Origin of the sequence: Nocardia goodfellowii (assembly GCF_017875645.1) — a bacterium.
GTDB lineage: Bacteria > Actinomycetota > Actinomycetes > Mycobacteriales > Mycobacteriaceae > Nocardia > Nocardia goodfellowii.
The window spans coordinates 3,084,445-3,108,066 of the sequence record NZ_JAGGMR010000001.1 but is presented as its reverse complement, the minus strand read 5'-3'; the positions used below and the strand labels follow the sequence as shown (position 1 = coordinate 3,108,066).

Sequence of the window (23,622 nt, the reverse complement as noted above, 5' to 3'; positions counted from 1 at the left end):
TCGAGTCGATGGGTCGAGACAAGGACGCTCAGGCGCGGATACTCGCCTCTAGCTCAGCGGCGTCGGGGCCCGTGATCGTGAATTCGACACTGACCGGCGCCGCTGGTGTGCTTGCCCCGCTGGCGGGACCGGGCACGATCGACTGTGCCAGCTCGCTGACCGCATCGACCTGATCGACCAAGCCTTGCTGGGCTGCGTAGTGCCGCAGCGCGGACTTGTTCTCGTCGAGTAGAACCGCAAGGACGTCTTCGACCCCGAACCACGCGCGGCCGTTGCGCTCGGCTGACTCGGCGGCGTGGCGCAAGGCTCGGATCAGGGCCGGAGCTGCGCCTGTCAGAGTCGCGTGAGTTTCGTTGGTGTCCGTCATGTGTGCTCCCGTCAGAAGTCTACGACGCGCCCCGAAGCCAGAGGGTTCCGTGCGGTAATCCAGCCCTCTTGACTTTCCCGGCTGAAGTGCCGAGGAATCGAAGACGGTCCGTAGGTTCAAACGTCGGTCTCGCATCGAGTTCAAATTTGTGCGAGCCGGGCTACGATGCGGCGCGCAGGTAGGCGTAGACGGTTTCGCGGCTGATACCGAAGTCGTTGGCCAGCTTGGATTTCGCCTCCCCGGAGGCGGCTCGGCCGCGCAGCTGGGTGATCTGCTCGGCGGCCAGCGCGGGTTTGCGGCCTTTGTAGGCGCCGCGGGCCTTGGCCGCTGCGATGCCTTCGCGTTGGCGTTCCAGGATCAAGGACCGTTCGAATTCGGCGAAGGCGCCCATCATGCTCAGCAGTAGGGTGGCCATCGGGGTGTCCTCGCCGGTGAAAGTCAGGCTCTCCTCGACGAACTCAACGCGCACGCCCTTGGCGGTCAAGGTGCGCACGCACGAGGCCGCGGAGGTCGTCGAGGTTGCGGGCGAGGTGATCCATGGAGTGCACCACCACGGTGTCGCCGACGCGGACGAAGCCGAGCATCTCCTCGAGGTCGGGTGGCGTCCTTGCCCGAGGCCTTGTCGGTGAAGGTGCGTTCGACATCGATCCCGTCGAGCTGGCGAATGGTGTTCTGGTCCAGGGTCGAGACCCTGATGTAGCCGACGCGCACCGCGGTGCCCTCGGGGTCATTCGCTATTCCCGAATCCCCGGTCAGCGTGCCCCCGCGACGGGTCGTTCAGGACGATCGATCCAGCGGTCCCAGCGCGAGCTGAAGTTGGCGGGCCCACCAGCGCACGTGTGCGGTCGAATCGTTCGCGGCGGGGCCGGTGAGGCCGGCGCTACGCCGGAAGGCGCTGCCGTACAGGGCTTCTGTCGCCATCGCCTGGTGCAGGGCGGCGACGGCGTGCCGGGTGTCGTCGAGGGAGGTGCCGCGCGGGCGGAGCCTATGCAGTGCGTCGACGACCGGGTCGAGCATGCCGCTGCCCGGGTCGCGCCAGCCCGCGGCGTGCAGCGCCACCGCGAGTTCGCCGTAGCCGCGCCGGTACAGCGCCTCGAGGGCTTCGACGAGTTCGAGTAGATCGGCGCCGTGCTCGAGCCATTCGGTGCAGGCTGTGCGGAGCGCGGCCCGCAGTTCGCGGCCACCGTGCCGGAGGAGCTCGGCGAGCAGCTTGTCGCGATTGCCGAAGTGGTGGGTCACACCGGCGTCGGTCATGCCGACGCGGGCGGCCACCGCGCGCACCTGCACGGCTGCGACGCCGCCTTCGGCGAGGAGCGCCGCCGCGGCGTCCATGATCAGCCGGCGCGCCTCCTCCGGCGACCGCCGCGTTCTGGGTGTGCTCACACTCGAAACCATACCTTGACATCCCAAGGTTGACCGTCGTAGCCTACCTGGGTAGCTCAAGGTAGAGGGGGCGGGGCAATGCCGATCGTCGATATGACGCTGGGCGAAGTCACACTGCGAGCCACGGTGAGCGGCACCGGACCCACGGTGCTGATGCTGCACGCGGGCGGGGAGCGGCGCAGCGTCTGGGAGCCGGTCGCGGCCCGGATGAACACATCCGGGCTGCGGACGGTGGCCTACGATTTGCGCGGTCACGGGGAGAGCTCCGGCCGCGTCGGCACACTTCGGGCAATCGCTGACGACGTGCGTGAGATGGTGCGTCGCGAGCCGGAACCGATCGTGCTGGTGGGCGCGTCCCTCGGCGGGCTCGCCGCGATGGCCGCCCTCGCGGAACCGTCCGTCATGGCCCGGGTCGCCGGACTGGTCCTCGTCGACGTCGTGCCGGACGCCGACCCGGACCGCGTGCGCCGATGGCGGGACGACCACGGACTTCGCGAACAGTTCACCGAGCTCGTGGAGGACATCCTCGGATCGAGCAAAGCCCTGCTCACCATCGCCGCCGAACTGGATCTGCCCATCCTCCTGGTACGCGCGGGTCGGCAAACCCCACTGGGCGATACCGACGTGGATCGCTTCCGTGCCGCCAACCATCGCGTGACCGTCACCTGCGTGCCCGAGGCAGGTCACCTCGTAGCCCGCGATGCTCCGGCGGAACTCGCGCGCCTGGTGGTGGACCACGCTCGGCTGTGGCTCGCCACCGACGATGCCGTAAGTCGCGCCTTCGAACTACAACAGAGACTGGGAGCCGGGCACCTCGACCATCCGGGCGGCACCCTGCACACGCATCTGCACCGGGTGCACGCGCTGACAGTCGAGTGGAACGCCACGCCGCGCACGCGACTGGCCGCCATCTGCCACGCCACCTACGGCACCGACGGCTTCGCGCACGCGCTGCTCCCGATCGCGGATCGCAGCCTGCTCCGGCACGTCATCGGATCCGACGCGGAGGCGCTGGTGTACCTCTACGGCGCGGGCGACCGCACCCGGACCTATCCCGGGCTCGGTCGGCAGCCGTTGCCCATATTCGATCGGTTCACGGGTCGCTCCAGAGCGGTCCAAGGATCGGAGCTGCGTGACTTCGCCGTGCTCACGATCGCCAACGAACTCGATGTCGCTCGCCACGCGCAACTGCCCGCTCCGGTTCGGCACGGAATTCGCAGTCTTGTTGCCGCACTGGCGAGTTACGCGCCGGATGAGGCCGCGTTCGCCCTCGCCGACGAAGCGCTCCGCTAGGTCGAAGCCGACGTCCCCACCTCCACGTCGTTCCCCGGCGCGGGCCCGGAGGCCTGGTTGCGGGTCTTGGAGATGGCCGGAACAGGACTTCAGGCGGCGAGCCAAGCGGCGCAGCGCCGGGTCAGGAACGGCATGATTACCCACACCATCGCGGCCACCGCGACCGGCAGGATGCAAGCTAGGCGAAGCGGGGCCGGCAGCGGCTCGACCAGCGGTGCGGTGAGGGTCACCAGCACGGTCAGCAGCGGATAGAGGCCAGCCAGGGTCAGTAGAAAGAACTTCCATTTCGCCGGGTGCGCAACCGTTTTCGTGGATTCGTGTGCATTCGTCATTACCGCTCCCTCTCGTTTCGATTCCAGTCATCAAGAGGACGAGGTAACCCCCGCGACTGTGACATCGCCCGCTTTACGGCGTGCGGCGAGGGTGACGAGCAGCGAAACCGCCATCAGTGCGACGCCGAGCCAGACAGCACCGGTCACACCGACCCGGTCCGCGAACAGCCCGCCGATCAGCGCACCGAGGGCGATGGAGATGTTGTAGGCCAAGGTGTTGATCGACATGGCGGCTTCGAAGGTGTCCGGCGCGGCGGCAAGAGTCAGATTGATTTGGCACAGGTTCGCCGCGCCGAAGGACACGCCCCACAGGGCGAGGGCGAGGATCGCGCCGGACTTCGACTGCCCGATCGTGAGAAGCAACAGCAAAGCGGCGACGAGGCCGGTGCAGGCGACGACGAAGCTGGCCCGCAGATTCTTGGTCACGGTGTATCCGGCGAGGAAGTTGCCGGCCGCGCCGCCGACGCCGTAGATGATCAGCAGGGTCGCGATGAATGCCGGTGTGGCGGAAGAGTTCTCCTCGAGGAACGGACGGACGAAGGTATAGGCCCCGAAGTGGCCGAGCACATAGCACGTGACGGCGATCAGCACTATCCGCAGCTGGGTGTTCCGCACCGGAAGTCCGAAGACCTCGCGGACCGAGACCGCGTTCTCCGAGGGCAGTGCGGGCACGACGACGGCGACCGCGACCAGCACCGCGGCGCTCAGCGCACTCCAGATCAGGAAGGTGGTGCGCCAGCCGGTAAGGCTTTCCAGGAGCGTGCCCAGCGGTATGCCCACCACCGTGGCGATCGAGATGCCCGACAGCGCGACCGCGGCGGCGCGGCTGGCCTGCCGTTCCGGGACCACGCGCATGGCCATGCTCACACCGATCGCCCAGAACACTCCGTTGGCGAATCCCATGATCAGCCGGACCGTCAGGACCAGCGGATAGTTCGGTGAGAGGGCGGTGATCAGATTGCCGAGCGCCAGGATCGCCAGCAGCGCCGACAACAGGGCGCGCCGGTCGACGCGCTTGGTCCACGCCACGATGAACGGCACGCCCAGACCGGCGGACAGCCCATACAGGGTGACCATCAGACCGGCGACGCCCACCGAAATACTCAGACTCGCGCTGATCGGGGTGAGCAGGCCGATCGGCATCAACTCGGTGGTGACGAAGACGAACAGGCTCGCGGTGATCGCCACGACACTCATCCACGATCTCGTCACCGACCGGGGGTGCGCCACGACATTAGTTTCCATGGAAGACATATTAGTTTCCATGGAAACTATGTCAATGTATGGCTATGAATCGCACCTCCACCGAGCTCGACGACATCGACCGCATCGAACGCCAGTGGCATCGGGAACGGCCGGACCTCGACCCGAGCCCGATGCAGGTGATCGGCCGGATCAGCCGTCTGCACTGGATGTTGGAGGAACAGCTGGCCCGGGTTTTCGATGAATTCGACCTGTCCCGGGGCGAATTCGATGTGCTCGCCACCCTGCGCCGCTCCGGCGCGCCGTTCGAACTCAGCGCCGGCGAACTGCGCGGGTCGACGATGGTGACCTCCGGCGCGGTCACCAAAAGGGTCGACCGGCTCGAACGCGCGGGGCTGGTGCACCGGCGCGCGGCCGAGGGCGACGCGCGCGGCCGGCTGATCCAGCTCACCGACCGGGGCCGGGCGATCATCGACGAGGCCATCGGCCGGCACCTGCGCAATGAGACACGGTTGCTCGCCGGGCTCACCGGCGAGGAGCGCCGCGCCCTGATCACGCTGCTACGCAAGCTGAATCAGACGTTGCCGCGCGCGGTCAGCGGAGATGACCGACATCACCGAGCGTGACCAAACGGCGGTTGTGGAAATAGTCGTCCTCGCTCAGTTCGGTGATGCTGCCCGGCTCGGCCGCGAATCGGGCATACCCGAGCACCTCCAGCGGTAGCGCGAGCCACGCCGCGACCGCGAAAGTTATTACGCCACCGTGGGTCACGATGATCTGGTGCTCGCAGTCACGCCGCAGGACGGCGTCCATCGCCGCGTAGACCCGCTGTCCGAAGTCGATCATCCGCTCCGAACCGGCGATGCCTTCGTCATGGCTCAGCCGCTCCCCCACCGCGGGTGGCGGGACGAAACGTCGTCGCAACCAGTCCTGACTTTTCCCTTCGGCCTCGCCATACGACTTCTCCCGCAATCGCCGATCGAGCTTCGGCTGCACCTGTAGCCGCGCACCGATGATGGCGGCGGCCTCATGTGCTCGGCGCAGGTCAGACGAGAACAATTCGGCCCCAGCCGATTCGGGGATTCTCGCCCGCAATGACTCCGCGATCGCGGCCGCGGCCACCGAACCGGCCGGGGTGAGACGCGAGTCGTACCAGCCGCCGACGAGACCATCGACGTGGTGCGTCGCCTCCGGATGGGCGATGACAAAGAGGGTGCGCATCCGACCACGATCGCATTTGCCCCGGACCGGGGTCCGTGCCAGCCTGGGGTCAGCGACGCTGAATACGCAGGCAGCGTATGGCTGGCCGAGGAGGAACCGTGCGGGATCAGTCCGAACTCGCGGGCCGCCTGCGCGTCACCATCGAAGCCGCCGATCCCGCACACCGATCGCTGATTGTCCGGTGGACCCCCGCCGACGCCGAAACCGCCCGCAGCCGTTTCGAATACGCGCGCCTCTTCGTTGCCGCCGTAGGTGATCCACAGCGGACATACCTCGATATCGTGGACGGGAAGCCCTGGGCGGCAGTGCGATTGCCGGACACGCTGGCCGTCGGCGCGTACGTCATCGAAGTGGACGCCTACGGCAGCGCGAGCTGGGGCGACGGCCGGTTGGAGGCGCGCGGACGCAGCGATCCCTTTCCGATCGGCTCCATCGAGCCGGTCGGTTGAGCGCGTTCAGGGCCGGACGATTCGGTCGACCTCCACCCGCCCCGTAACCACCATCAGGAGGCTCGCGATCGGCGCGGCGATCGTCTGCCCGGCACCGGCCGCCCAGTCGGTGTCGGTGGCGACGAGCCGGTATCCGCGTAACTTCTTGCGCGCGTGGAACGGTGCGCCCGTGGTCCAGAGTCGGTCGAGTGCCACTTGCGCTGAGCTGTGCGGCATTTCATAGGACAGGCCGAGGGGGACGGCGATGTCTTGGCCGTGGACGAGCAGGTCCATCAGGCGATCCGCGGGGGTCGTTCCCAGCGCGGTGGTGCGGTTGGGGATACCGGCATGCAGTTCGGCCAGTAGGCCGGAGGTCGAAGTTCGGCGGGCATGGCGGATGGCGGTGTCGCGGATGGCACGGTCGAGACTGCCGCGGGCGCGGATCAGTTCGCGCAGAATCCAGCCCAGGCCCGCGTCGGCCGACAGGATGACGTGCGCGACCACATCGCGGACTTGCCAGTCGGCGCAGAGGGACGGGTGGTCCCAGGCAGGGCCGGGGAGGCCGGCGAGCAGAGCGTGCAGGTTGCGGCGTTCATCTGCCACGGCATCCCAGATTCGGGTGTCGGTCATCGGATGGTTCTCGGTCATCGGCTTAGGCCTTCCTCGTACGTTGAGCAGTACGGTAGGAACTCCAGCCGGGTGGAGGTTCAAGGCAACGTGACAGAAGACACAGCGGAGCGCGGTGGCGGGTGGATCGGAATCGGGGAACTGTCGCGGCGGACCGGAGTGCCGGTTCGAACCATCCGCTTCTACTGTGACGAAGGCGTTCTGTCGTGCGAACGCACGACCGGCGGGCATCGAATGTTCGAGCAGGCGGCAGTAGAGCAGCTCACCCTGTTGCGGCAGCTCCGTGCCGTCGGCCTCGGATTGCCCACGGCCGCAGGCGTTCTCAGCGGCGGCGTGCGAGTGGCCGACGCGATCGCCGCCGAGCGCGCCGCCCTGGATGACGAACTCGCCGCGCTGGCGTGGCGCCGTTCCGCGCTGCGCGCCATCGAGGACGACCCCGGGCAGCCCCTGCGGCGACTTGAACTCCTTGCGGCCGTGCAGGATCGGAAGGCCGCCGAGGACCGGCTACTGGAATTCTGGCGGCGACTGCTCGGCCCGCTCCCGGCATCGATGTTCGACGCATTCGCTGTCATGAACATCCCCACGCTCCCGGCCGACCCCGCCCCTCGACAACTGCTCACCTTCGCCGAACTCGTGCGACACCTGACCTATCCCACGGCCAAAGCCGCTATGTCCCAGAGCATTTGGCGCTCCAAACCTGCCGATATCAAAGACCGGCGCGGACTGCTGGTCGGTCTCGCGGAAGCCGGTGAACAGGTCGCCGACCTCGTCAGCACCGGCGTAGACCCCCACCCCGGCCCGATACTCGACCACTTCGTCGCCGCCCACGCCGCCGCACGGGGCTCGACCGACACCGCCGCCTTCCGCACCACGCTCTTGCACGCCGCCACCGAAACCGACCCGTGGACCCACCGCTACTGGACGCTGACCGGCGATCTCGTCGGCCCCGCCACCACCGGCGCCGCCCAACTGTGGCTACACCGGGCCCTGGCGCACTCGGTTCAGGCCGCGCGCACAGTGCGCAACTAGGGGGCGAGCGTCGGGCCGTCAATTTCAGCGCCCAGCTGGAACAACGTGCGGATGCTCATCTGGAGATCCTCGCACTGAGCGTGACCGCGCCAGGGATCGCCGCGAAGGCGGCGTTGAGGTCGGCGAGGAGGTCGGCGGTCTCGAAAGTTGTTCGGGTGGTCCAGGTGTCGAGCGCGCGGTGGAAGGCCGCGACCAGGATGTCGAGGGCCAGACGGGGGCGCAGGTCGTCGGGTAGTTCGAGTTGACGGTGGAGGACGAGTAGGGCGCTGCGGGTGGTTTGGTCACAGAACTGCAGATTGTGCGCGGCCATCGAGGGGGTGTCCTGGGCGAGTTGATGGCTGCGGGTCGCGCGCTGGGCCCAGCCGTCGGTCGCTGTCGTTTCGATGGCCGCCACCAGGGCTTCTTGCAGGAATTCCAGCAGGGTGGCGGGGCGGGGCTCGCCGCGCTCGAGCTGGTCGAGGAAGGCTGACCACATGTCCTGCAAGGGAGCCATGGCCACCGCTTCCTTGCTGGCGAAAGTGCGGAAGAAGGTGCGCTTGGAGATTTCCACACCCTGACACAGGTCAGCCAAAGTCGTTCTGTCGAAACCACGTTCGTCGAACAGAGCCAGGGCCGTGTCGATCAGCGCCTGCCGGGTGCGCAACTTCTTTCGTTCACGCAGCGGTAGCTCGGTCGCGACATCAGGCATGGGCAGAGCTTAACGGCCACCATCACCTTTTGCCACTTGACGGCGTTTGCCACTGAGTGGCACATTGAGGCTCGCCAGCAGCCACCTCCGAAAGGCGATGTCCCCCATGCGCGCTCTGCTTGTCGACCATTCCCGGCCCGCCGGACTACGGCTGGGCGAGGCGCCCGATCCCGAACCCGCGCCGAATCAGGCGCTGGTCCGGGTGACGGCCACGTCTTTGAACGACGGGGAATTGCGGTTCGCGGTGAAACACGCACCCGAAGGCGCGGTCCTCGGGTGGGACGCGGCCGGTGTGGTCGAACGCGCCGCGGCCGACGGTTCCGGTCCGGCGGCCGGCGCGCGCGTGGTGACGCTGGGCATCGCCGGCGCTTGGGCCGAATTACGTGCTGTAGATACTGATTTGATCGGCGTGGTACCCGAGGGTGCCGACCTCGGCGCGATCAGCACGATCCCGGTCGCGGGCGCCACCGCGTTGCGCGCGCTGCACCGGCTCGGCCCGATCCTGGGGCGAACGGTCCTGATCACCGGCGCGACCGGCGGCGTCGGCCGCTACACCGTCCAGTTGGCACACCAGGCAGGCGCGCACGTGATCGCCACCACCGCGAACCCTTCGGCGCACAGCGCGGGCCTGCGCGCACTCGGCGCCGATCGCGTCATCGCCACCCCCGCCGAACTGGATACCGGCGTCGACGGTGTCATCGATCTGGTCGGCGGCCCGCAACTCGTCGAAGCCTTCCACTCCCTTACCGAGACAGGCACTTTGATCGCCGTCGGGCACTCAGCCGGTCAAGCCGAGCACTTCGACTTCGGCACTTTCTTCGGTGATCAGGGTCGCCACGACCGCTCGATCGTCACCTTTTTTCTCCTCTCCTGCACCGGCTTGTCCCGCGACTTGTCTTGGCTGGCAACACGAGTCGCCGCCGGTGCGCTGGACCCCGGCATCTCCTGGCGCGGCGACTGGTCGGAGTTCGCCGCTGCCGCGAGCCTGCTGGAAGAACGCCGTTTGCACGGCAAAGCGGTCCTCGAAATCGGGTGAGGCGGTCAGCCGATCAGGTCGTCGACCGTGGGAGCGACGAGCCCGAACAGATCGGCGATGGTGGTCAGAGCGGCCGATTGCAGGGCGGCGGCCGAGAGGGCCGAGTTGCCAGGGGCGGGCAGGGCGCGGGTGGCGGTGGCTTCGGCGACGACGGTGGGCCGGTAGCCGAGGTTGAACGCGCCCTGGGCGGTGAAGGTTACGCACATGTGGGTCATGAAGCCGCAGAGGATGAGATCGGTGCCGGCACCGATGTTTTGCAGGGTTTGCTCCAGTTCGGTGCCGAAAAAGGCGTTGGGGAACTGCTTTACGACGACCGGCTCGGTACTCAGCGGCGCGACTTCGGGGCTGATCGCACCGATCTCGGCATGGATGTCGTAGGGCGTGCCCGCGCCGCCGTCGTTGATGATGTGGATCACCGGACGGCCGAGGTCCCTGGCGGCGGCGAGGAGGCGGGCACCCGCGGCGAGAGCTTCTTCCGGGCCGGTCAGCGCCATGACACCGGTGCGGTAGGTGTTCTGGAAATCGATCATGATGACGGTGGCGTCGGCCAGCCGGGGTAGCTGGTTATCTAGGCCGATGACCTCGCGCAGCGTTGGTGAAGGCGAAACAGTAGACACGACAATTCCTTTCGAGAAGGTACCGAGAGACGACTCGGTGCATCCGCAGCCGGAGTGGCTACGGCACAGGGGTTGGGGATTCAGGCGATGGTGCGGAAGCGGCGGCGGTACGCACCCGGACTGGCGCCGAGCAGTTTGCGGAAGGCACGGTGCAGCGTTTCCACCGAGCCGAGCCCGACGGTGGCGCTGATGGCCGCCAGCGGTTCATCGGTGGTTTCGAGCAGCCGCCGCGCGGCTTCGACCCGGGCCTGCTCCACGTAGGCGGCGACGCCGGTACCGCTCTCCTGCCGGAAGACCCGCGCGAAATGGCGCTCGCTCAAGCACATCCGGGCCGCCAGCGCCGAGACCGACAGGTCGTGGTCGAGGTGTTCGGCGATGTAGAGGCGCAGGTCGTCGATATCGCGCCGGGACGCGGGCGGCCGGCTCAGCGGCACACTGAACTGACTCTGGCCGCCCTGCCGTTTCAGGTACACCACCAGTTGCCGCGCGACCGCGAGCGCCAACTCTTCGCCGTGATCCTCGGTTACCAGGGCCAAGGCGAGGTCCAGGCAGGCACTGATCCCGGCGCCGGTCCACACCCGGCCCGAGCGGACGAAGATCGGGTCCGGGTCGACGACGATCTGCGGATGATCGGCCGCGAGTTGATCGGCGGTCGACCAATGCGTGGTCGCCACCTTCCCGTCCAGCACACCCGCGGCAGCCAGCAGATGCGCGCCGACACACACCGAGGCGATGCGGCTCACCCGCGGCGCGATCCGCTCGATCCACGCCACCACCTCCGGATCGACCAACGCCACGGGGCCGTCCGGGGACAGCTTCACCGCACCCGGCACGATCAGCGTGTCGACACCGCCGTCGACGTCGTCGAACGCCACATCGGTGAGCAACCGCACCCCCGCTGACGTGGTCACCGGTCCACCGTCGGGACTAGCGAGGCGGACCTCGTACCGGACCGCGCCTTCCCGGTTCGCCAACGCGAAGACCTCGGCCGGCCCGGTGACGTCGAGCAGGTCGACCTCCGGGAAGACCGCGATCAGTACGCGATGGATCAGTGGCATGGCTCAATCATCGACGGTCCCGACCATGGCCGCAACGACGGATACCTGTCACATTCGGACACCGGGGTCACTCTCGAGAGTGACTCCAAAAGTTCGCTCGCAGGAGGGATGTGCCTCGCTGCCTGCGTCCATAGGCTCGAAGCATGATCGAAGCGCGTAGCTTGACCAAGCATTACGGCAAGACTCGGGCCATCCAAAACCTCACCTTCACCGTCGAACCCGGCCGCGTCACCGGATTCCTCGGACCGAACGGCTCGGGCAAGTCGACCACGATGCGGTTGATCCTGGGCTTGGATACTCCGACCTCCGGCAACGTCTCGGTGGTCGGCCGCAAATACAGCGACCTCGTCCATCCGCTACACACCGTCGGCGCGCTGCTCGACGCCGGCGACGTGCTGGGATCGCGGTCCGCCGCCCAGCACCTGGCTTTCCTCGCGGCGAGCAACGGCATTCCCCGCGGGCGCGTCGAGCAGGTGCTCGATCGGGTCGGTCTCGCCGAGGTGGCAGGCAAGCGTGTGAAGGGGTTCTCCCTCGGCATGCGGCAGCGGCTCGGTATCGCCGCGGCACTGCTCGGCGACCCGTCGGTACTGATTCTCGACGAACCGGTCAACGGTTTGGACACCGAGGGCATCCGCTGGATCCGGCAGACCCTGCGCGCGATGGCCGACGAGGGCCGCACCGTCCTGCTGTCCAGCCACATGATGAGCGAGACCGAACTGGTCGCCGACCACCTGCTGGTCATGAGTAAAGGCACGCTCATCGCGGACGAGCCGACCGCGTCCTTCGTCGAGCGCGTCGCCGAACCGACGGTTCGGGTCCGCAGCACGGGTCTGGCCGAACTGGCCGAAGCGCTCGGCGACCGTATCTCGATCCGCGGCGACATCGGCACCGTGCGCGGCACCCGGTCTCGCGAGATCGGCCAGATCGCCGCCGCCCGCGGCATCGTGCTCGACGAACTGACCCCGCTGCAAGCCTCGGTCGAGGACGTCTATACCCAATTGGTCACTGGCGAGCACACTTTCGAACCTCATGAAGTAATGCAGGAGTCCGCATGACCAGCACCGCCGCACCCGCCGTCACTCCCGTTCGCTCCTGGTCGCCGCTGCGCTTCCAAGTGCAATCCGAACTCGTCAAAGCGCGGTCCGCACGATCGCTGTGGTTCCTGCCGGTACTGGCGGTGATCATCGGCCCGGCCAGCGCACTATTGGTCGGAATCTCCGACAGCCTCGAAGCCGATGACACGGTGCTCGGCGGATCATTGACCGCACTCACCTTGCCTGTAGCGGTGATCGGAGCGTGGGGCGCGCTGATGATCACCACCGAGTACTCTTCCGGCACCATCCGGCCCGTGCTCGCGGCGACACCGCAACGCGACACCGTGTTCGCCGCCAAGGTGATCACCACGGCGGCGATCTCCGCCATCGTGGGGGTGTTGTCCACCACCTTGGCCTACCTGGTCGGCCTCGCCACCATCGATGCCGCTAAATACGCGGCGGGACAAGCCTTCCCCGGCCTGCTCGGTATCTACCTGGTCTTTCCGGCGGTCGCACTGTTCGGCTTGGCCATCGGCCTGATGCTGCGCAGCTCGGCCGGCGCGGTGGCCGCGGTGAGCGCACACGTGGTGCTGCCGGAAGCGGCCTCCGCCACTGCCTTCGGCGAATTGCACAAACTGATGACGCTGGTGGCCCCGACCGCCGTGGTCGGCAAGTTGTCCCAAAGCGCCGACGCCGCCGACGAACTGATCGGGTCACTGGGCGGCTGGCCACGCTTGGCCCTGGTCGTCCTGCTCACCCTCGGTGTTCTGTTCGGGGGGCGCCGCGCCCTGATCCGCAAAGACGTGTGAGAAATCCGCGCATCAGCATCGGAGTAAACAGATGACGAATACAGCTGAGCGGGCGATCGTTCGCCTCGGATACCAGATGCCCGACTTCAATTTCGGCGGACCGGTCGACAAGCTCTTCCCCACGGTCATCGCGCAGGCCCAGGAGGCCGAGCGCGCCGGTTTCGACACCGTATTCCTGACCGACCACTTCTACCAGCGCTTCGGCCCCCCGCACGGACCGACGCTCGAGGCCTACACCGCCTTGGCCGGCATCGCGACGACAACCGATCGAATTCAGCTGTCCACCTTGGTAACCGGCAATACCTACCGCAACCCCGCGTTACTCGCCAAGATCGTGACCACGCTGGACGTGGTCAGTCAGGGCCGGGCCATGCTCGGCATCGGCGCCGGCTGGTTCGAACTCGAACACAAGTCCTACGGCTACGAATTCGGCTCGTTCACCGAGCGTTTCGAGAAACTCGACGAGGCGTTGCAGATCATCCGATCGATGCTGCGCGGAGCCCGGCCGAGCTTCGAGGGCAAGTGGTATCGCGTCGCCAACGCCATCAACGAACCGCGCATCCGCGACGACCTCCCCATCATGCTCGGCGGCGCCGGTGAGAAGAAGACCTTCGCCCTGGCGGCGCGCTATGCCGACCACCTCAGCATCGGCTGCGACGCCGTCGAACTGCCCGGCAAGCTGGAGGCATTGCAACGCCGTTGCGACGAGATCGGGCGTGACCGCTCGACCCTCGAGGTCAGCTATCTCGCCTTCGTCGCCATGGACGAGTCCTCCGCAAGCGCGCACCGCGCGGTCGACGAGATGTTCGCCCGCCGGGTCGGTGACCCGGACAAGGTCGACCAAGTCCGCGGCGGAATGGCCGGCCGGTTGTTCCTGGGTAGTCCCGACGAGGTGGCCGAGCAGATTCAACAGCAGGTGCTCGATCTCGGAGTCGACGGCCTGATCATCAACATGGTTGCCAACGGCCATCAACCCGGAGTGATCGAACTCGCGGGAAAAACGTTGAGCCCCTTGGTCTCAACCGAGTGACACCGCGAATGTCCCGGCGCCGCAGCGGTGCCGGGACATTCGATCTGAAAAGCATTGCCGTGCATAGCGCGCGACGCCCACACCGGTTGACTCGCCAACAGTCCGAAATGTATAGTCCGGCCCATAGGTTGAGTCCCAGACAGTGGACTATGTGAATTACCAAACGCGCGAATCCACAAACAACCGACAAAGGGTCCGTCGCTTCGATTCGCGGCTAGCCCTCGACACGAGAGGAGTGAGCCGCTTGTCCGACTTCAAACTAAGCCCGACGTCATATTTGGTACTGAGCCTGGTGGCACGCACCGGCCCTTGTACACCATTCGATATCAAAAAACATGTAGACCGCTCAATTGGATTCTTCTGGTCTTTTCCCCATTCTCAAATCTACGCCGAACCCGAGCGCCTGGCCGGCAAGATGCTGCTCTCCGGTTATCAGGAACCGGCAGGCCGCCGTCGGCGAATTTATAGTATCACCGATCTCGGTCGCGCACGACTGGAAGAATGGCTGTCGCACAGCGCGGACGCACCCACACACGAACTGCGGGACAGCGGCTTGCTGAAGCTCTATTTCGGCAGTCTATCCACTCATGCGGATGTCGCGAAAGTCGCCGAAGCCGAGAAGTCCGCACACCAGCAACGCCTGGACCGCTATCGCACCGCGCACACCTCACTTTCCGCAACCCCTAAAAGTGATGTCCACGAATTGCTGGTCCTGGAATTCGGAATTCGCTACGAGTCCCTCGCCGTGGAGTTTTGGGACACTGTCGCGGATCGTCCCAATTAGAGCACGACAGCACGCTATCACCACATGCCCTCAGCTCGACTTATCACCCGCCCGCTCAACTGGACGCAAGACCAGAAACAGTGCTCAGGACGCGCGCAATTCGGCATCCACTTCGGAATCGACGGCCGCGGCAATAGCTTCGATACGCCGCGCATCACCCGCGGAGCAGCAGGCGATTTCGGGATATGCGCGTTTACAGAGACCGGCCAGGACGCGGCCCGGCCCGACTTCGACGAAAGTGTCGACACCGTATCCGAGCACTGCCGTCAGGGTGTCGCTCCACCGGACGGATCCGGTGAGCTGGGAACGCAACACAGCACGCGACTGCTCCCCCGTCCGCACCGGCTGGGCAGTGACGTTCGCGATGATCGGCAGCACCGGATCAGCGAACCGCACCCGGGCCAGATCGGTGGCGAACTCGGCTTCCACCGCCGCCATCATCGAGCTGTGAAACGGCGCACCGACCTTGATGCGCTTGACCTGCACTTCCGCCCGGCCCAGCGCCAGCACCCACGCGCCGAACGCGGCGACGCCTGCCACACTGCCGGATACCACGGTCTGATCAGCGCTGTTGTAGTTCGCGACCTCGACCACCTCGGCGGTCTCGGCCCGCACCGCCGCGCAGATCCGTTCGACTTCGGTGGCGGGCAACCCGAGCGCCGCCGCCATGGCTCCCGGGGTCGACTCGTTCACCTCGGCCATCAATGTTCCGCGCCGCCGCACCAGCGCGAGCGCGTCTGTCCATTCGAGCACTCCGGCGGCAACCAGCGCGGTGTATTCGCCGAGGCTGTGCCCCGCGACGACCGCGGGCGGCGGCAATCTTTCAGCAAGCACTCGGTACGCGGCATAACTGGCGAGGAAGACCGCCGGCTGCGTGATGTCGGTGCGCTGCAGTCGATCCTCGGGACCCTCCCAGCAAAGGCGGGAGAGTTCGAAACCGAGAATCTCATCGGCGGTATCGAATATCGGACCGAGTAGGTCCGGATAGGCAGCGCGCAGATCGCGTCCCATCCCGACCCGCTGGGAACCTTGACCGGGAAACAAGTACGAGGTTTGCATTTCGAAATCTCCATCAAGAAATACGGGTATACCAGCGAAAGCGAAGAATCCGGGCCACGACTGACCGGTTCGTTTTACAGCGGCATCGGGGCCGCCCCCACGGATGCGATTATGCGCGCAGCGGGCACAAATTTATGCCCGAGAGTGGGATGCATCACTCTGATACCCAAAAAGTCACCTGCCCAGTTTGATTTATCCGGCCTCGTGATGGGTGCCGGTGATACGAAATCGTGAACATCAGATGTCGCAATCCCGCGAGGAGGGCGGAAAATCGACGTCCGGCAAACTTCAGCGCCGAACCCGGATATTAACTCCGGCGATGCCGACAGCCTGGGAATACCCCGAAACAGACCGTCTGCGATTCTTCGGGAATTGCTGCCCCGGCGACTTTTCTAGCCGCGACATATATGTGACTAGCGTCACAGTTTAGTCGGTTGCATAGCATTGGTTCGAGCTGGATCATCGGTTTCGGAAAGTGTGGATCCGATCGTTCTATCCGAACGGTCCTGCCTTTCCGAGAGCAGTGCTCAGGGGAGGGCTGTATGTCATCCATTCACACCGGCCGAGCCGCATTGATAACCGGCGGATCGGGCGGGATCGGACAAGCGATATGCCGCCGGCTGGCCGCCGAAGGCGCATTCGTAGCAGTGAACTATTTTCGCGGCGATCAGGCCGCCGAGAAAATCGTCGCGGAGATCGAGAACAACGGCGGCCGGGCCATCGCGGTACAGGGTGACGTGTCACTCCCAGGCGATGCCGAGGCGGTGGTACAGGCAACCCTGGCCCAGGCCGGCCGGCTCGACATACTGGTCAACAACTGCGGTATCACCCGCAACCAGCTGATCATGCAGATGGACGAGGCCGACTGGCTCGACGTGATGAGAGTGAATTTCGGCGGCGTCTTCAACTGCACGCGTGCCGCTTCCGCCGCACTCACCCAGCAGGACGGGGCGGCCATCGTCAACGTCTCCTCGGTCATGGGCCAGCGAGCCTGGCTGGGAGCCTCCGGCTACGCCGCGTCCAAGGCCGCGATCAACTCCTTCACGAAGGCCTCGGCACTCGAGTTCGCCAGGTTCGGTATCCGGGTCAACGCCGTGCTGCCCGGTTTCGTGGAGACCGAGATGATCGCCGACGTGCTCAGCGGCGGCAACAGCGACGGCATCATCGGGCAGGTCCCCGTCCCCGGCGCCACCTCCGTCGAGGAGGTCGCCGAAGTGGTGTCCTTCCTGGCTGCGGCACACACCAGGCACCTCAGCGGCGCGCTCATTCCGATCGACGGAATGGGCGGCGGCACTTTGCTTCTGGGCAAACCACTGAAGAAGACCGCCCGTCGCTGACGGGCCCGTTTCTCGCGCACAACGTCAGTGCGATCGGACCACCACAGATAGAGGGAACAGCCATGTCCGAAACCAGTGTCATCGACGCCGTCCGTGCGATAGTGGCCGAGGCGGTCGCGCTCGACATCGACGAGGTCGGCGCCGACGCAACGCTTTTCGGGGAGGTCGGTGCGGAGTCGATCGACCTGCTCGACATCCTCTTCCGGATCGAGCGCCGGCTCGGCGTCAAGATCACGACCAGCGAACTGAGCGAGCGGATCCAAGGCGGCATCCCGGACGAGCAGTTCGGCACCGACGACGGCGTCGTCTCCGAAGTCGGCCTGGCGCAGCTGGAAAAGGTGATGCCGCAGATCGATCCGGCGGAGCTCAGCGGCAAGCTGCCCGCCGAGGACGTGATGAACCTCTTCACGGTGCGCAACCTCGCTGACCTGGTCTCTCCGCATGTCGGCGCGGCGAGCTGACGCGGTGCGGTCATGAGATTCCATCTGGTCGATCGCATCGACGCCCTGGAACCGTGGACCCGCATCGAGGCGATCAAGCGCACCAGCTCTAGTGAGACATATTGGGCCGCAGATGATTACGGCCGTTACATGCCGCTGCCGATACAGCTCGAAGTGCTCGCGCAGAGCGCGGCGTGGCTGGTCTATCTGAGCACCGAACGCAAGCACCGCGCGGTGCTGCTGTCGGTGGGCGCGGTGCTGGCGCGATCGAAGGTGGGTCCGGGCGACGACGTCGTCGCCGCCGCCGACATCCAGTCGGCCGGAGACACCATCGTGGTCTCGGGCCGGCTCTCGGTCGGCGACCGGACCGTCCTCGAGGTCGAGGACCTGATGTGCGCACTGATCGACGCCGACATGCTCGAGGATGCCGAGTCGGTGCGCGGTCGCGAAGAAATCCTGCGAAGTGGGGACCGCTCATGAACAACAAGGTCGTCATCACCGGCATCGGCGCCGTGACTCCGGTCGGCAACACCGCGCCCGACACCTGGTCCGCGCTGGCGGCGGGCCGCAGCGGGGTGGGCCGGATCGCCACCTTCGATCCCGGCTCGTTCTCGGTGCAGATCGCCGGGATGGTGCGCGATTTCGCACCCGCGCCCGAGCTGCTACACACCCAACGCTGGGAATTGCTCACTCGTGCAGGGGCTTTCGGCGTCGTCGCGGCCGCCGAGGCGATCGCTGACGCGGGCGACCCGGCCGGGCATCATGCCCCGGAGTCACGGGGCGTCTTCGTCGGCGGGCATGTCGGCCGGCCGGAAGCCGCCGAACTGGCCGAGATCGGGCTGACCCGCAAGCGCAGCGACGGAGCCGAGATCTATCGGCGCGACCCGGACAGCACCCTGCGCTGTGATCAAGGGATCGATCTGGCCGCCATCGCCGAAGTGGGCGGCTGCCGCGGGCCCATCAGCGGAATCAGCACCGCCTGCGCCTCGGCCACGCACGCGATCGGCGAAGCTTTCCGGCGCATCCAGGCGGGAGAGATCACCATGGCGATCGCGGGTGGACAGGACGCGCTGACGACGTGGCTGGATGTCTCCGGTTTCTCCTTGCTGGGCGCGCTGACCACCAGGTACAACGACGATCCGACCCGGGCCTCCAAACCGTTCGACGCGAACCGGGACGGGTTCGTGCTCGGCGAGGGCTCGGTGCTGATGGTGCTCGAGGACGAGCGGATCGCACGGGCGCGGGGGACGCGAATCCTCGGGCGGGTCGGCGGCTACGCGGCGACGATGAACGCCTACCGGATCACCGACTCCCCGCCGGACGGCGGCGGTTCCATCACCGCGATGGCCAACGCGATCGCCGATGCCGGCATCGGTCCGGACGCCGTCGATTGCGTTTACGCCCACGGCACCAGCACGCCGGGCAACGACACCTCCGAGACCGCGGCGATCAAGCAGGTCTTCGGCGCGCATGCGCACGAGTTGCTCGTCACCTCGCCCAAGTCGATGACCGGGCATTTGACGGCGGGTGCGGGTGCGCTCAATGTCCTTGCCGCACTGCGCGGATTCGCCGAGGGACTGGTGCCGCCGACGATCAACCACACCGAACCCGATCCCAAGCTCGATCTGGACTACGTCCCGAATCAGGCACGCGCAGCGGAGCTTTCGGTAGCGGTGGTCAACTCCTTCGCCTTCGGCGGCACCAACGCCTCACTGCTGCTGGAGGCACCATGACCATCGACAGCATGCTGTCCGCGCCGCGCTGGGACGGTGAACTGCGGGTCCCGCCCGACGAACTCGCGCGGGCGGGCGGGCTGTGCCTGGATCGGATCGTCGAGTTGCACGTCGGTGCCCGGGCGGTGGCGCTGGCGAACGTGCCGAACACGCTGGCCGTGTTCGATACCCACTTCCAGCGCTTTCCGGTGCTGCCGGGAGTGCTGCTGCTGCACGGAATCTCGAATCTGGCCGACACCCTGCTCGCCGCGACGGTAGGCGGGCAATGGCAGCTGACGGGGGTGCGCCGGGTGCAGTTCCGCCACTACGTGCGCCCGGGCGACCAGCTCCGGCTGGCGGTGGACATCCGCGAACACGACCGCGCGCACGCGGTGCTGTCCGGCCGGATCACCATCGGCGACACCGTGGTCGTGCTCGCCCGGGAACTGGCCATGGTCAACAATTCGGCCCCACCTAAGGAAGTCCCATGAATCGCGTTGTGATCAGCGGCATCGGCGTGGTGTCGCCCCTGGGGATCGGCTTCACCCAGACGTGGAAGGCGCTGCTCGCCGGGCACAGTGCGGTACGCCGCGTGCAGCACTACGATCCGTCCGCGCTGCGCACGCGGCTCGGCGCCGAGATCGCCGACTTCGACGCGAAACCCTATGTGCGCAACCGGAAATCGCTGCGGCTGATGACGCGGGCGAATCAGCTGGCACACACTGCGGTCCGGCTCGCGGCCGATGAGGCGAGGATCGACCCGGCGACACCCGGCAACGACACGGTCGGGGTCTACCTGGCGAGCGAGAACCAGATCGCCGATCCACGCCATGTGCTGGACGCGACGGTCGAGGCCCGTGCCGACGACGGATCGATCGACATGGAGCGGCTCGGCAAGGCGGCGGCGAACATGTACCCGCTGTTCTTCATCGAGGGGCTGCCCTCGGCCGAAATGTTCTTCCTTTCGGACGAGTTCGGGTTCGCCGGGCCGAGCGCCTTCCAGTCCGGGGCGGGCGACGCGGGGATCAGCGCGATCGGCAACGCGTATCGGGCTGTCGCGCGTGGTGATACCGCGGTCGCGGTCGCGGGCGCTTTCGATGACGCCGTCTCTTGGTGGTGCGCCTCGAAATTGGACCGGCTCGAATTACTCACGGCGGCAAGCGACCCCGGCTCGGTGCGGCCCTACGACCAGGCAGCCTCCGGCACCGTGCTGGGCGAAGGGGCCTGCATTCTCGTCCTGGAGAACTACGATGCCGCGCTGCGTCGCGGCATCGAGCCATACGCGGAGATCGTCGGCTTCGGCGGCGGCTGGGAACCGGTTGTGCCCGGCCGAATCTGGGGCGACGGGTCCGGCCTGGCCACCTCCGCCCGGTCCGCGCTGCGCGAAGCCGCCATCGGCGGCGCCGCCGTCGGGTACGTGGCCGCGGACGGCGCCGCCGTACCCCGCGCGGACGCGGCCGAGGCCCGCGGACTCCGGGCCGCGCTCGGCACCGGCGCGGACTCGGTCCTGGCAAGCAGCGTGCAACCCGCGGTCGGCCAATTGCTGTCCGCCGCGGGCGCCATGAATGTCGCACTGGCGGCGGCGGCACTGCGCGAGGGCGCCGTCCCGCCGACCCTCAACCTCGAGCACGCGGCGGCGGACTGTGACCTGGACTGGGTGCCCGGCACCGCGCGCGATCTGAAATCCGACTACAGCCTCGCGATCGGGCGGGGCCTGTCCGGCCAGTCCGCGGCGCTGGCCCTCAAGCGCATTTGAAATCCGAACAGGAGTCCGTCGTGAAGGAACGAGAAGAATTCGACACCACACCGATGCAGACGGTGGTCGTGGTCGCCGTGGGCGCCGTCACCTCCCAGGGTGACACCGCGAAAGCGCTGTGGGACGGCGTCAGCACCGGCCACGTCGCGATCCGCCTGGTCGAGCACCTGCCGATGGCCGAGTACCGGACCCGGATCGGCGGCGAGGTGCGCTCCCCCGTACCGCCCTCGCCGGTCGCGGCCGCGGTCGGCGGATTCCGCGACCGGGCTTTCGATTTCGCGTTCGCCGCCGCCCAGGAGGCGATGGACGCGGCGCACACGCTCGTCTCCGGGGTCGCTCCGGAGCGGCGGGCGGTGGTCCTGGGCACCTGCAACGCCGGACTGCTCAGCACCATGGAGTGGTTGGGCGACGGCACCGGCAACGGCGCCGCCGAGTTGGCGATGTACGGCCCGCCGCAGGCGATCGCCGAGTCGCTGGCCGCCGAATTCCAGTGCAAGGGACCAACCTTGACGGTGAACACGGCGTGCGCGGCGGGCGCGAACGCGATCGGCTATGCCGCCGACCTGATTGCCTTCGGCCGGGCCGACATCGTGCTGGCGGGCGGCACCGACGCCCTCTCCGACGTCGCCTATGCCGGCTTCAATTCGCTGGGCTCGCTGTCCCCGACTCCGGCCGCCCCGTACCAGGACAAGCGAACCGGGCTCTCGCTCGGCGAGGGCAGCGGCATGCTCGTGCTGGCCCGTGCCGACCTGGTGGCGGCGGCCGACATCGAACCACTCTGCGAGATCAAGGGATACGGGCTCTCGGCGGACGGCTATCACCCGACCGCGCCCCGCCCCGACGGCACCGGCGCGGCCCGCGCGATGCGCGCCGCGATGGAGTGGTCGGGCCTGGGCGACGACGAGATCGGCTACATCAACAGCCACGGCACCGGCACGCCGCGCAATGACAGCGCCGAAGCCAAAGCGACCCGCCTGGCCCTGCGGGACGCCGCCGACTCGGTCCCGGTGAGCAGCTCCAAGTCGATGATCGGACATCTGCTGGGCGCGGCGGGCGCGGTGGAGGCCATCATCACGGTCGGCGCACTGCGCCACGGCGTCCTCCCGCCGACCGCGAATCTCCTTGTCCCCGACGCCGAATGCCGGCTCGACCATGTCGCCGTCGAGCCACGCGTCGGCCGGCCGCGCAACGCGATCTCGAACAATTTCGCCTTCGCCGGCGCGAACGCCAGTGTCGCCTTCGCCGACCGCCCGACCGGTGTCGTCCGGCCGGCGGCGCTGCGGACCCGCGTGGTGCTGACCGGGGCGGGGGCCGTCGGAGCCGCCGGAGTCGGCATCGAGGCGGCGTTGCGGGCGCTGACCGAGGGCCGGGATTGCGGCCGGATCGAAGACGGCATGCGGCTCGGGCGGATCGAGGTCGATCCGGCCGGTCATCTGACCCGGCGCGAGGCTCGCCGGATGGACCGGCTCGGCCTGTTGTCGACCTGCGCCGCGACGCAGGCCGTGCAAGCGGCCGGGGCGGACCTGATCGCCGACGATCCGAACCGGGTCGGCGTAGTCTTCGGCACCGGCCTCGGTCCCATGCAGGCGATGGAGCAGTTCGTCCGGCCGCTGCGCGAAGAAGGTGCGGCCGCCGCGAATCCGGCGGTGTTCCCGAACACCGTGTACAACGCGGCGGCGGGCAGCGTGGCCACTTTGCTCGGCGCGCTCGGCCCGACCTCCACGGTCACCGCTGGCCATGCCGCCGGCGCGAACGCGCTCTGCTATGGCTTCGACCTGGTGTCGGTCGGCCGCGCCACCGCGATCCTGGCCACCGCGGCGGACACGCTCACCGATCTGGTCGCCCTCGCCTACCACCGGCTCGGCGTCCCGATGGGTCCGCGGGACGCGTTCACACTCGCCGAGGGTGCCGCCGCCGTCGTCCTGGAAAGCGCCGACAACGCGCGCCGCCGCGGCGCCACCGTGTACGCCGAGGTGCTCGGGCACGCCTCGGCCGCCGACGCGCTGGGAGTCGGCCGGACCGATCCGCGGGGCGCGGGCAGTGAACGCGCCATGCGGGCCGCGATCGAGAGCGCCGGGCTGGCGGTCTCCGACATCGCGCAGGTGTGGATGAACGAGGTCGGCTGGCCGGCTATCGACGCACCGGAGCAGCGCGCGCTGGACCGGATCTTCGGTGCCGCCGGGCCGCACCGTGTTTCGGCGAAACGGTCGCTGGGCGAGCAGATCGGCGTCGGCGGCCTGCTGTCGGCGGCGCTGGCCGCCTGCCGGCCCGATCGGCCCCGCGACGGTGCGGTGCTGGTGAACAGCTCCTCGCTCGGCGGCACCCATTTCAGCATCGTGCTGTCGCCGAGCTGATCGACACATACGAGAGACCGAGGAC

Annotated in this window: 26 protein-coding genes and 1 pseudogene; 16 read left to right on the top strand and 11 right to left on the bottom strand. The window is 67.4% G+C overall.

The window, feature by feature from the left end:
• Positions 1-28: 28 nt before the first annotated feature.
• The 3 genes and pseudogenes from BJ987_RS13995 to BJ987_RS13985 form a co-directional block, all read right to left on the bottom strand.
• Positions 29-367, bottom strand: coding sequence for a hypothetical protein (locus BJ987_RS13995; RefSeq protein WP_209889277.1), 339 nt, complete (start codon positions 365-367; stop codon positions 29-31).
• Positions 368-527: 160 nt separating this feature from the next.
• A pseudogene (locus BJ987_RS13990) lies at positions 528-1,078 on the bottom strand (recombinase family protein).
• Positions 1,079-1,144: 66 nt separating this feature from the next.
• A complete protein-coding gene (locus BJ987_RS13985) occupies positions 1,145-1,750 on the bottom strand; it encodes a TetR family transcriptional regulator (RefSeq protein ID WP_307869601.1) in 606 nt (201 codons plus the stop codon).
• A gap of 78 nt (positions 1,751-1,828) precedes the next feature.
• Between BJ987_RS13985 and BJ987_RS13980 the strand changes: the two genes are divergently transcribed.
• Complete coding sequence (locus BJ987_RS13980) at positions 1,829-3,043, top strand: alpha/beta fold hydrolase (protein WP_209889271.1); 1,215 nt, start codon at positions 1,829-1,831, stop codon at positions 3,041-3,043.
• 89 nt (positions 3,044-3,132) lie between these two features.
• Here the strand turns inward: BJ987_RS13980 and BJ987_RS13975 are convergent, their stop codons facing one another.
• Together BJ987_RS13975 and BJ987_RS13970 are read right to left on the bottom strand one after the other, a co-directional pair.
• Positions 3,133-3,375, bottom strand: a complete 243-nt coding sequence (locus tag BJ987_RS13975) for a putative antibiotic biosynthesis monooxygenase (RefSeq protein WP_209889268.1) — start codon at positions 3,373-3,375, stop codon at positions 3,133-3,135.
• Positions 3,376-3,405: 30 nt separating this feature from the next.
• Positions 3,406-4,572, bottom strand: a complete 1,167-nt coding sequence (locus BJ987_RS13970) for an MFS transporter (protein ID WP_209889264.1) — start codon at positions 4,570-4,572, stop codon at positions 3,406-3,408.
• Positions 4,573-4,664: 92 nt separating this feature from the next.
• Between BJ987_RS13970 and BJ987_RS13965 the strand changes: the two genes are divergently transcribed.
• On the top strand, positions 4,665-5,204 hold the full coding sequence (locus tag BJ987_RS13965; RefSeq protein ID WP_209889261.1) for a MarR family winged helix-turn-helix transcriptional regulator: 540 nt from the start codon (positions 4,665-4,667) through the stop codon (positions 5,202-5,204).
• On the opposite strand, the gene BJ987_RS13960 is transcribed toward BJ987_RS13965, so the two are convergent.
• The gene (locus BJ987_RS13960; RefSeq protein WP_209889259.1) at positions 5,173-5,799 is read right to left on the bottom strand and encodes a histidine phosphatase family protein; all 627 of its coding nucleotides are present in this window, start codon (positions 5,797-5,799) and stop codon (positions 5,173-5,175) included. The genes BJ987_RS13965 and BJ987_RS13960 overlap by 32 nt on opposite strands.
• Positions 5,800-5,897: 98 nt before the next feature.
• On the opposite strand from BJ987_RS13960, the gene BJ987_RS13955 reads away from it, so the two are divergent.
• Positions 5,898-6,248 carry a hypothetical protein gene (locus BJ987_RS13955; protein WP_209889256.1) on the top strand — a complete coding sequence of 117 codons (351 nt, stop codon included), beginning with the start codon at positions 5,898-5,900 and terminating at the stop codon, positions 6,246-6,248.
• Positions 6,249-6,254: 6 nt separating this feature from the next.
• Here BJ987_RS13955 and BJ987_RS13950 read toward each other — a convergent pair whose 3' ends face one another.
• Complete coding sequence (locus tag BJ987_RS13950) at positions 6,255-6,875, bottom strand: maleylpyruvate isomerase family mycothiol-dependent enzyme (protein ID WP_209889253.1); 621 nt, start codon at positions 6,873-6,875, stop codon at positions 6,255-6,257.
• Between the two features lie 69 nt (positions 6,876-6,944).
• Between BJ987_RS13950 and BJ987_RS13945 the strand changes: the two genes are divergently transcribed.
• A complete protein-coding gene (locus BJ987_RS13945; protein WP_209889250.1) occupies positions 6,945-7,883 on the top strand; it encodes a helix-turn-helix domain-containing protein in 939 nt (312 codons plus the stop codon).
• A gap of 55 nt (positions 7,884-7,938) precedes the next feature.
• Here the strand turns inward: BJ987_RS13945 and BJ987_RS13940 are convergent, their stop codons facing one another.
• Positions 7,939-8,571, bottom strand: coding sequence for a TetR/AcrR family transcriptional regulator (locus tag BJ987_RS13940; protein WP_209889247.1), 633 nt, complete (start codon positions 8,569-8,571; stop codon positions 7,939-7,941).
• A 106-nt stretch (positions 8,572-8,677) separates the two neighbouring features.
• Here BJ987_RS13940 and BJ987_RS13935 point away from each other — a divergent pair, with 106 nt between their 5' ends.
• On the top strand, positions 8,678-9,607 hold the full coding sequence (locus tag BJ987_RS13935; RefSeq protein ID WP_209889244.1) for a zinc-binding dehydrogenase: 930 nt from the start codon (positions 8,678-8,680) through the stop codon (positions 9,605-9,607).
• 5 nt (positions 9,608-9,612) lie between these two features.
• Here BJ987_RS13935 and BJ987_RS13930 read toward each other — a convergent pair whose 3' ends face one another.
• Both BJ987_RS13930 and BJ987_RS13925 read right to left on the bottom strand, forming a co-directional pair.
• Positions 9,613-10,224: an isochorismatase family protein gene (locus BJ987_RS13930; protein WP_307869600.1), complete on the bottom strand. Its 612-nt coding sequence runs from the start codon at positions 10,222-10,224 to the stop codon at positions 9,613-9,615.
• An 80-nt stretch (positions 10,225-10,304) separates the two neighbouring features.
• A complete protein-coding gene (locus BJ987_RS13925; protein ID WP_209889241.1) occupies positions 10,305-11,282 on the bottom strand; it encodes a GlxA family transcriptional regulator in 978 nt (325 codons plus the stop codon).
• Positions 11,283-11,425: 143 nt separating this feature from the next.
• Between BJ987_RS13925 and BJ987_RS13920 the strand changes: the two genes are divergently transcribed.
• The 4 genes from BJ987_RS13920 (at position 11,426) to BJ987_RS13905 (ending at position 14,939) form a co-directional block, all read left to right on the top strand.
• Positions 11,426-12,337 (top strand): ABC transporter ATP-binding protein, encoded by a 912-nt coding sequence (locus BJ987_RS13920; RefSeq protein ID WP_209889238.1) that lies wholly within the window; start codon positions 11,426-11,428, stop codon positions 12,335-12,337.
• Positions 12,334-13,125 carry an ABC transporter permease gene (locus BJ987_RS13915; protein ID WP_209889224.1) on the top strand — a complete coding sequence of 264 codons (792 nt, stop codon included), beginning with the start codon at positions 12,334-12,336 and terminating at the stop codon, positions 13,123-13,125. The genes BJ987_RS13920 and BJ987_RS13915 overlap by 4 nt, the downstream gene beginning before the upstream one ends.
• A 31-nt stretch (positions 13,126-13,156) precedes the next feature.
• Positions 13,157-14,155, top strand: coding sequence for an LLM class F420-dependent oxidoreductase (locus BJ987_RS13910; RefSeq protein ID WP_209889221.1), 999 nt, complete (start codon positions 13,157-13,159; stop codon positions 14,153-14,155).
• 244 nt (positions 14,156-14,399) lie between these two features.
• Positions 14,400-14,939 (top strand): PadR family transcriptional regulator, encoded by a 540-nt coding sequence (locus tag BJ987_RS13905; RefSeq protein ID WP_209889218.1) that lies wholly within the window; start codon positions 14,400-14,402, stop codon positions 14,937-14,939.
• A gap of 84 nt (positions 14,940-15,023) precedes the next feature.
• Here BJ987_RS13905 and fabD read toward each other — a convergent pair whose 3' ends face one another.
• Positions 15,024-15,998 carry an ACP S-malonyltransferase gene (gene fabD / locus BJ987_RS13900; protein WP_209889215.1) on the bottom strand — a complete coding sequence of 325 codons (975 nt, stop codon included), beginning with the start codon at positions 15,996-15,998 and terminating at the stop codon, positions 15,024-15,026.
• A 542-nt stretch (positions 15,999-16,540) separates the two neighbouring features.
• Between fabD and BJ987_RS13895 the strand changes: the two genes are divergently transcribed.
• The 7 genes from BJ987_RS13895 to BJ987_RS13865 all read left to right on the top strand — a co-directional run bounded on the left by BJ987_RS13895 (position 16,541) and on the right by BJ987_RS13865 (position 23,597).
• Complete coding sequence (locus BJ987_RS13895; protein WP_209889212.1) at positions 16,541-17,335, top strand: 3-oxoacyl-ACP reductase family protein; 795 nt, start codon at positions 16,541-16,543, stop codon at positions 17,333-17,335.
• Positions 17,336-17,397: 62 nt separating this feature from the next.
• Positions 17,398-17,796: an acyl carrier protein gene (locus BJ987_RS13890; RefSeq protein ID WP_209889209.1), complete on the top strand. Its 399-nt coding sequence runs from the start codon at positions 17,398-17,400 to the stop codon at positions 17,794-17,796.
• 12 nt (positions 17,797-17,808) lie between these two features.
• Complete coding sequence (locus BJ987_RS13885) at positions 17,809-18,255, top strand: hotdog family protein (protein WP_209889208.1); 447 nt, start codon at positions 17,809-17,811, stop codon at positions 18,253-18,255.
• Positions 18,252-19,508, top strand: a complete 1,257-nt coding sequence (locus BJ987_RS13880) for a beta-ketoacyl-[acyl-carrier-protein] synthase family protein (RefSeq protein ID WP_209889206.1) — start codon at positions 18,252-18,254, stop codon at positions 19,506-19,508. Before BJ987_RS13885 ends, BJ987_RS13880 begins: the two co-directional genes overlap by 4 nt.
• A complete protein-coding gene (locus BJ987_RS13875; protein WP_209889204.1) occupies positions 19,505-19,978 on the top strand; it encodes a 3-hydroxyacyl-ACP dehydratase FabZ family protein in 474 nt (157 codons plus the stop codon). Before BJ987_RS13880 ends, BJ987_RS13875 begins: the two co-directional genes overlap by 4 nt.
• Positions 19,975-21,243, top strand: coding sequence for a beta-ketoacyl-[acyl-carrier-protein] synthase family protein (locus BJ987_RS13870; RefSeq protein WP_209889202.1), 1,269 nt, complete (start codon positions 19,975-19,977; stop codon positions 21,241-21,243). The genes BJ987_RS13875 and BJ987_RS13870 overlap by 4 nt, the downstream gene beginning before the upstream one ends.
• Positions 21,244-21,263: 20 nt before the next feature.
• Entirely contained in the window at positions 21,264-23,597 is a 2,334-nt protein-coding gene (locus BJ987_RS13865; RefSeq protein WP_307869599.1) for a beta-ketoacyl synthase N-terminal-like domain-containing protein, read from the top strand.
• The last annotated feature ends 25 nt before the right edge of the window (positions 23,598-23,622 follow it).

Coding starts and splice junctions, on each gene's coding strand:
- BJ987_RS13950 (WP_209889253.1), bottom strand. CDS start 6,875: ATGACCGAGAACCATCCGATGACCGACACCCGAATCTGGGATGCCGTG.
- BJ987_RS13870 (WP_209889202.1), top strand. CDS start 19,975: ATGAATCGCGTTGTGATCAGCGGCATCGGCGTGGTGTCGCCCCTGGGG.
- BJ987_RS13875 (WP_209889204.1), top strand. CDS start 19,505: ATGACCATCGACAGCATGCTGTCCGCGCCGCGCTGGGACGGTGAACTG.
- BJ987_RS13935 (WP_209889244.1), top strand. CDS start 8,678: ATGCGCGCTCTGCTTGTCGACCATTCCCGGCCCGCCGGACTACGGCTG.
- BJ987_RS13940 (WP_209889247.1), bottom strand. CDS start 8,571: ATGCCTGATGTCGCGACCGAGCTACCGCTGCGTGAACGAAAGAAGTTG.
- BJ987_RS13880 (WP_209889206.1), top strand. CDS start 18,252: ATGAACAACAAGGTCGTCATCACCGGCATCGGCGCCGTGACTCCGGTC.
- BJ987_RS13965 (WP_209889261.1), top strand. CDS start 4,665: ATGAATCGCACCTCCACCGAGCTCGACGACATCGACCGCATCGAACGC.
- BJ987_RS13995 (WP_209889277.1), bottom strand. CDS start 367: ATGACGGACACCAACGAAACTCACGCGACTCTGACAGGCGCAGCTCCG.
- BJ987_RS13890 (WP_209889209.1), top strand. CDS start 17,398: ATGTCCGAAACCAGTGTCATCGACGCCGTCCGTGCGATAGTGGCCGAG.
- BJ987_RS13925 (WP_209889241.1), bottom strand. CDS start 11,282: ATGCCACTGATCCATCGCGTACTGATCGCGGTCTTCCCGGAGGTCGAC.
- BJ987_RS13960 (WP_209889259.1), bottom strand. CDS start 5,799: ATGCGCACCCTCTTTGTCATCGCCCATCCGGAGGCGACGCACCACGTC.
- fabD (WP_209889215.1), bottom strand. CDS start 15,998: ATGCAAACCTCGTACTTGTTTCCCGGTCAAGGTTCCCAGCGGGTCGGG.
- BJ987_RS13885 (WP_209889208.1), top strand. CDS start 17,809: ATGAGATTCCATCTGGTCGATCGCATCGACGCCCTGGAACCGTGGACC.
- BJ987_RS13975 (WP_209889268.1), bottom strand. CDS start 3,375: ATGACGAATGCACACGAATCCACGAAAACGGTTGCGCACCCGGCGAAA.
- BJ987_RS13970 (WP_209889264.1), bottom strand. CDS start 4,572: ATGAGTGTCGTGGCGATCACCGCGAGCCTGTTCGTCTTCGTCACCACC.
- BJ987_RS13895 (WP_209889212.1), top strand. CDS start 16,541: ATGTCATCCATTCACACCGGCCGAGCCGCATTGATAACCGGCGGATCG.
- BJ987_RS13910 (WP_209889221.1), top strand. CDS start 13,157: ATGACGAATACAGCTGAGCGGGCGATCGTTCGCCTCGGATACCAGATG.
- BJ987_RS13920 (WP_209889238.1), top strand. CDS start 11,426: ATGATCGAAGCGCGTAGCTTGACCAAGCATTACGGCAAGACTCGGGCC.
- BJ987_RS13980 (WP_209889271.1), top strand. CDS start 1,829: ATGCCGATCGTCGATATGACGCTGGGCGAAGTCACACTGCGAGCCACG.
- BJ987_RS13915 (WP_209889224.1), top strand. CDS start 12,334: ATGACCAGCACCGCCGCACCCGCCGTCACTCCCGTTCGCTCCTGGTCG.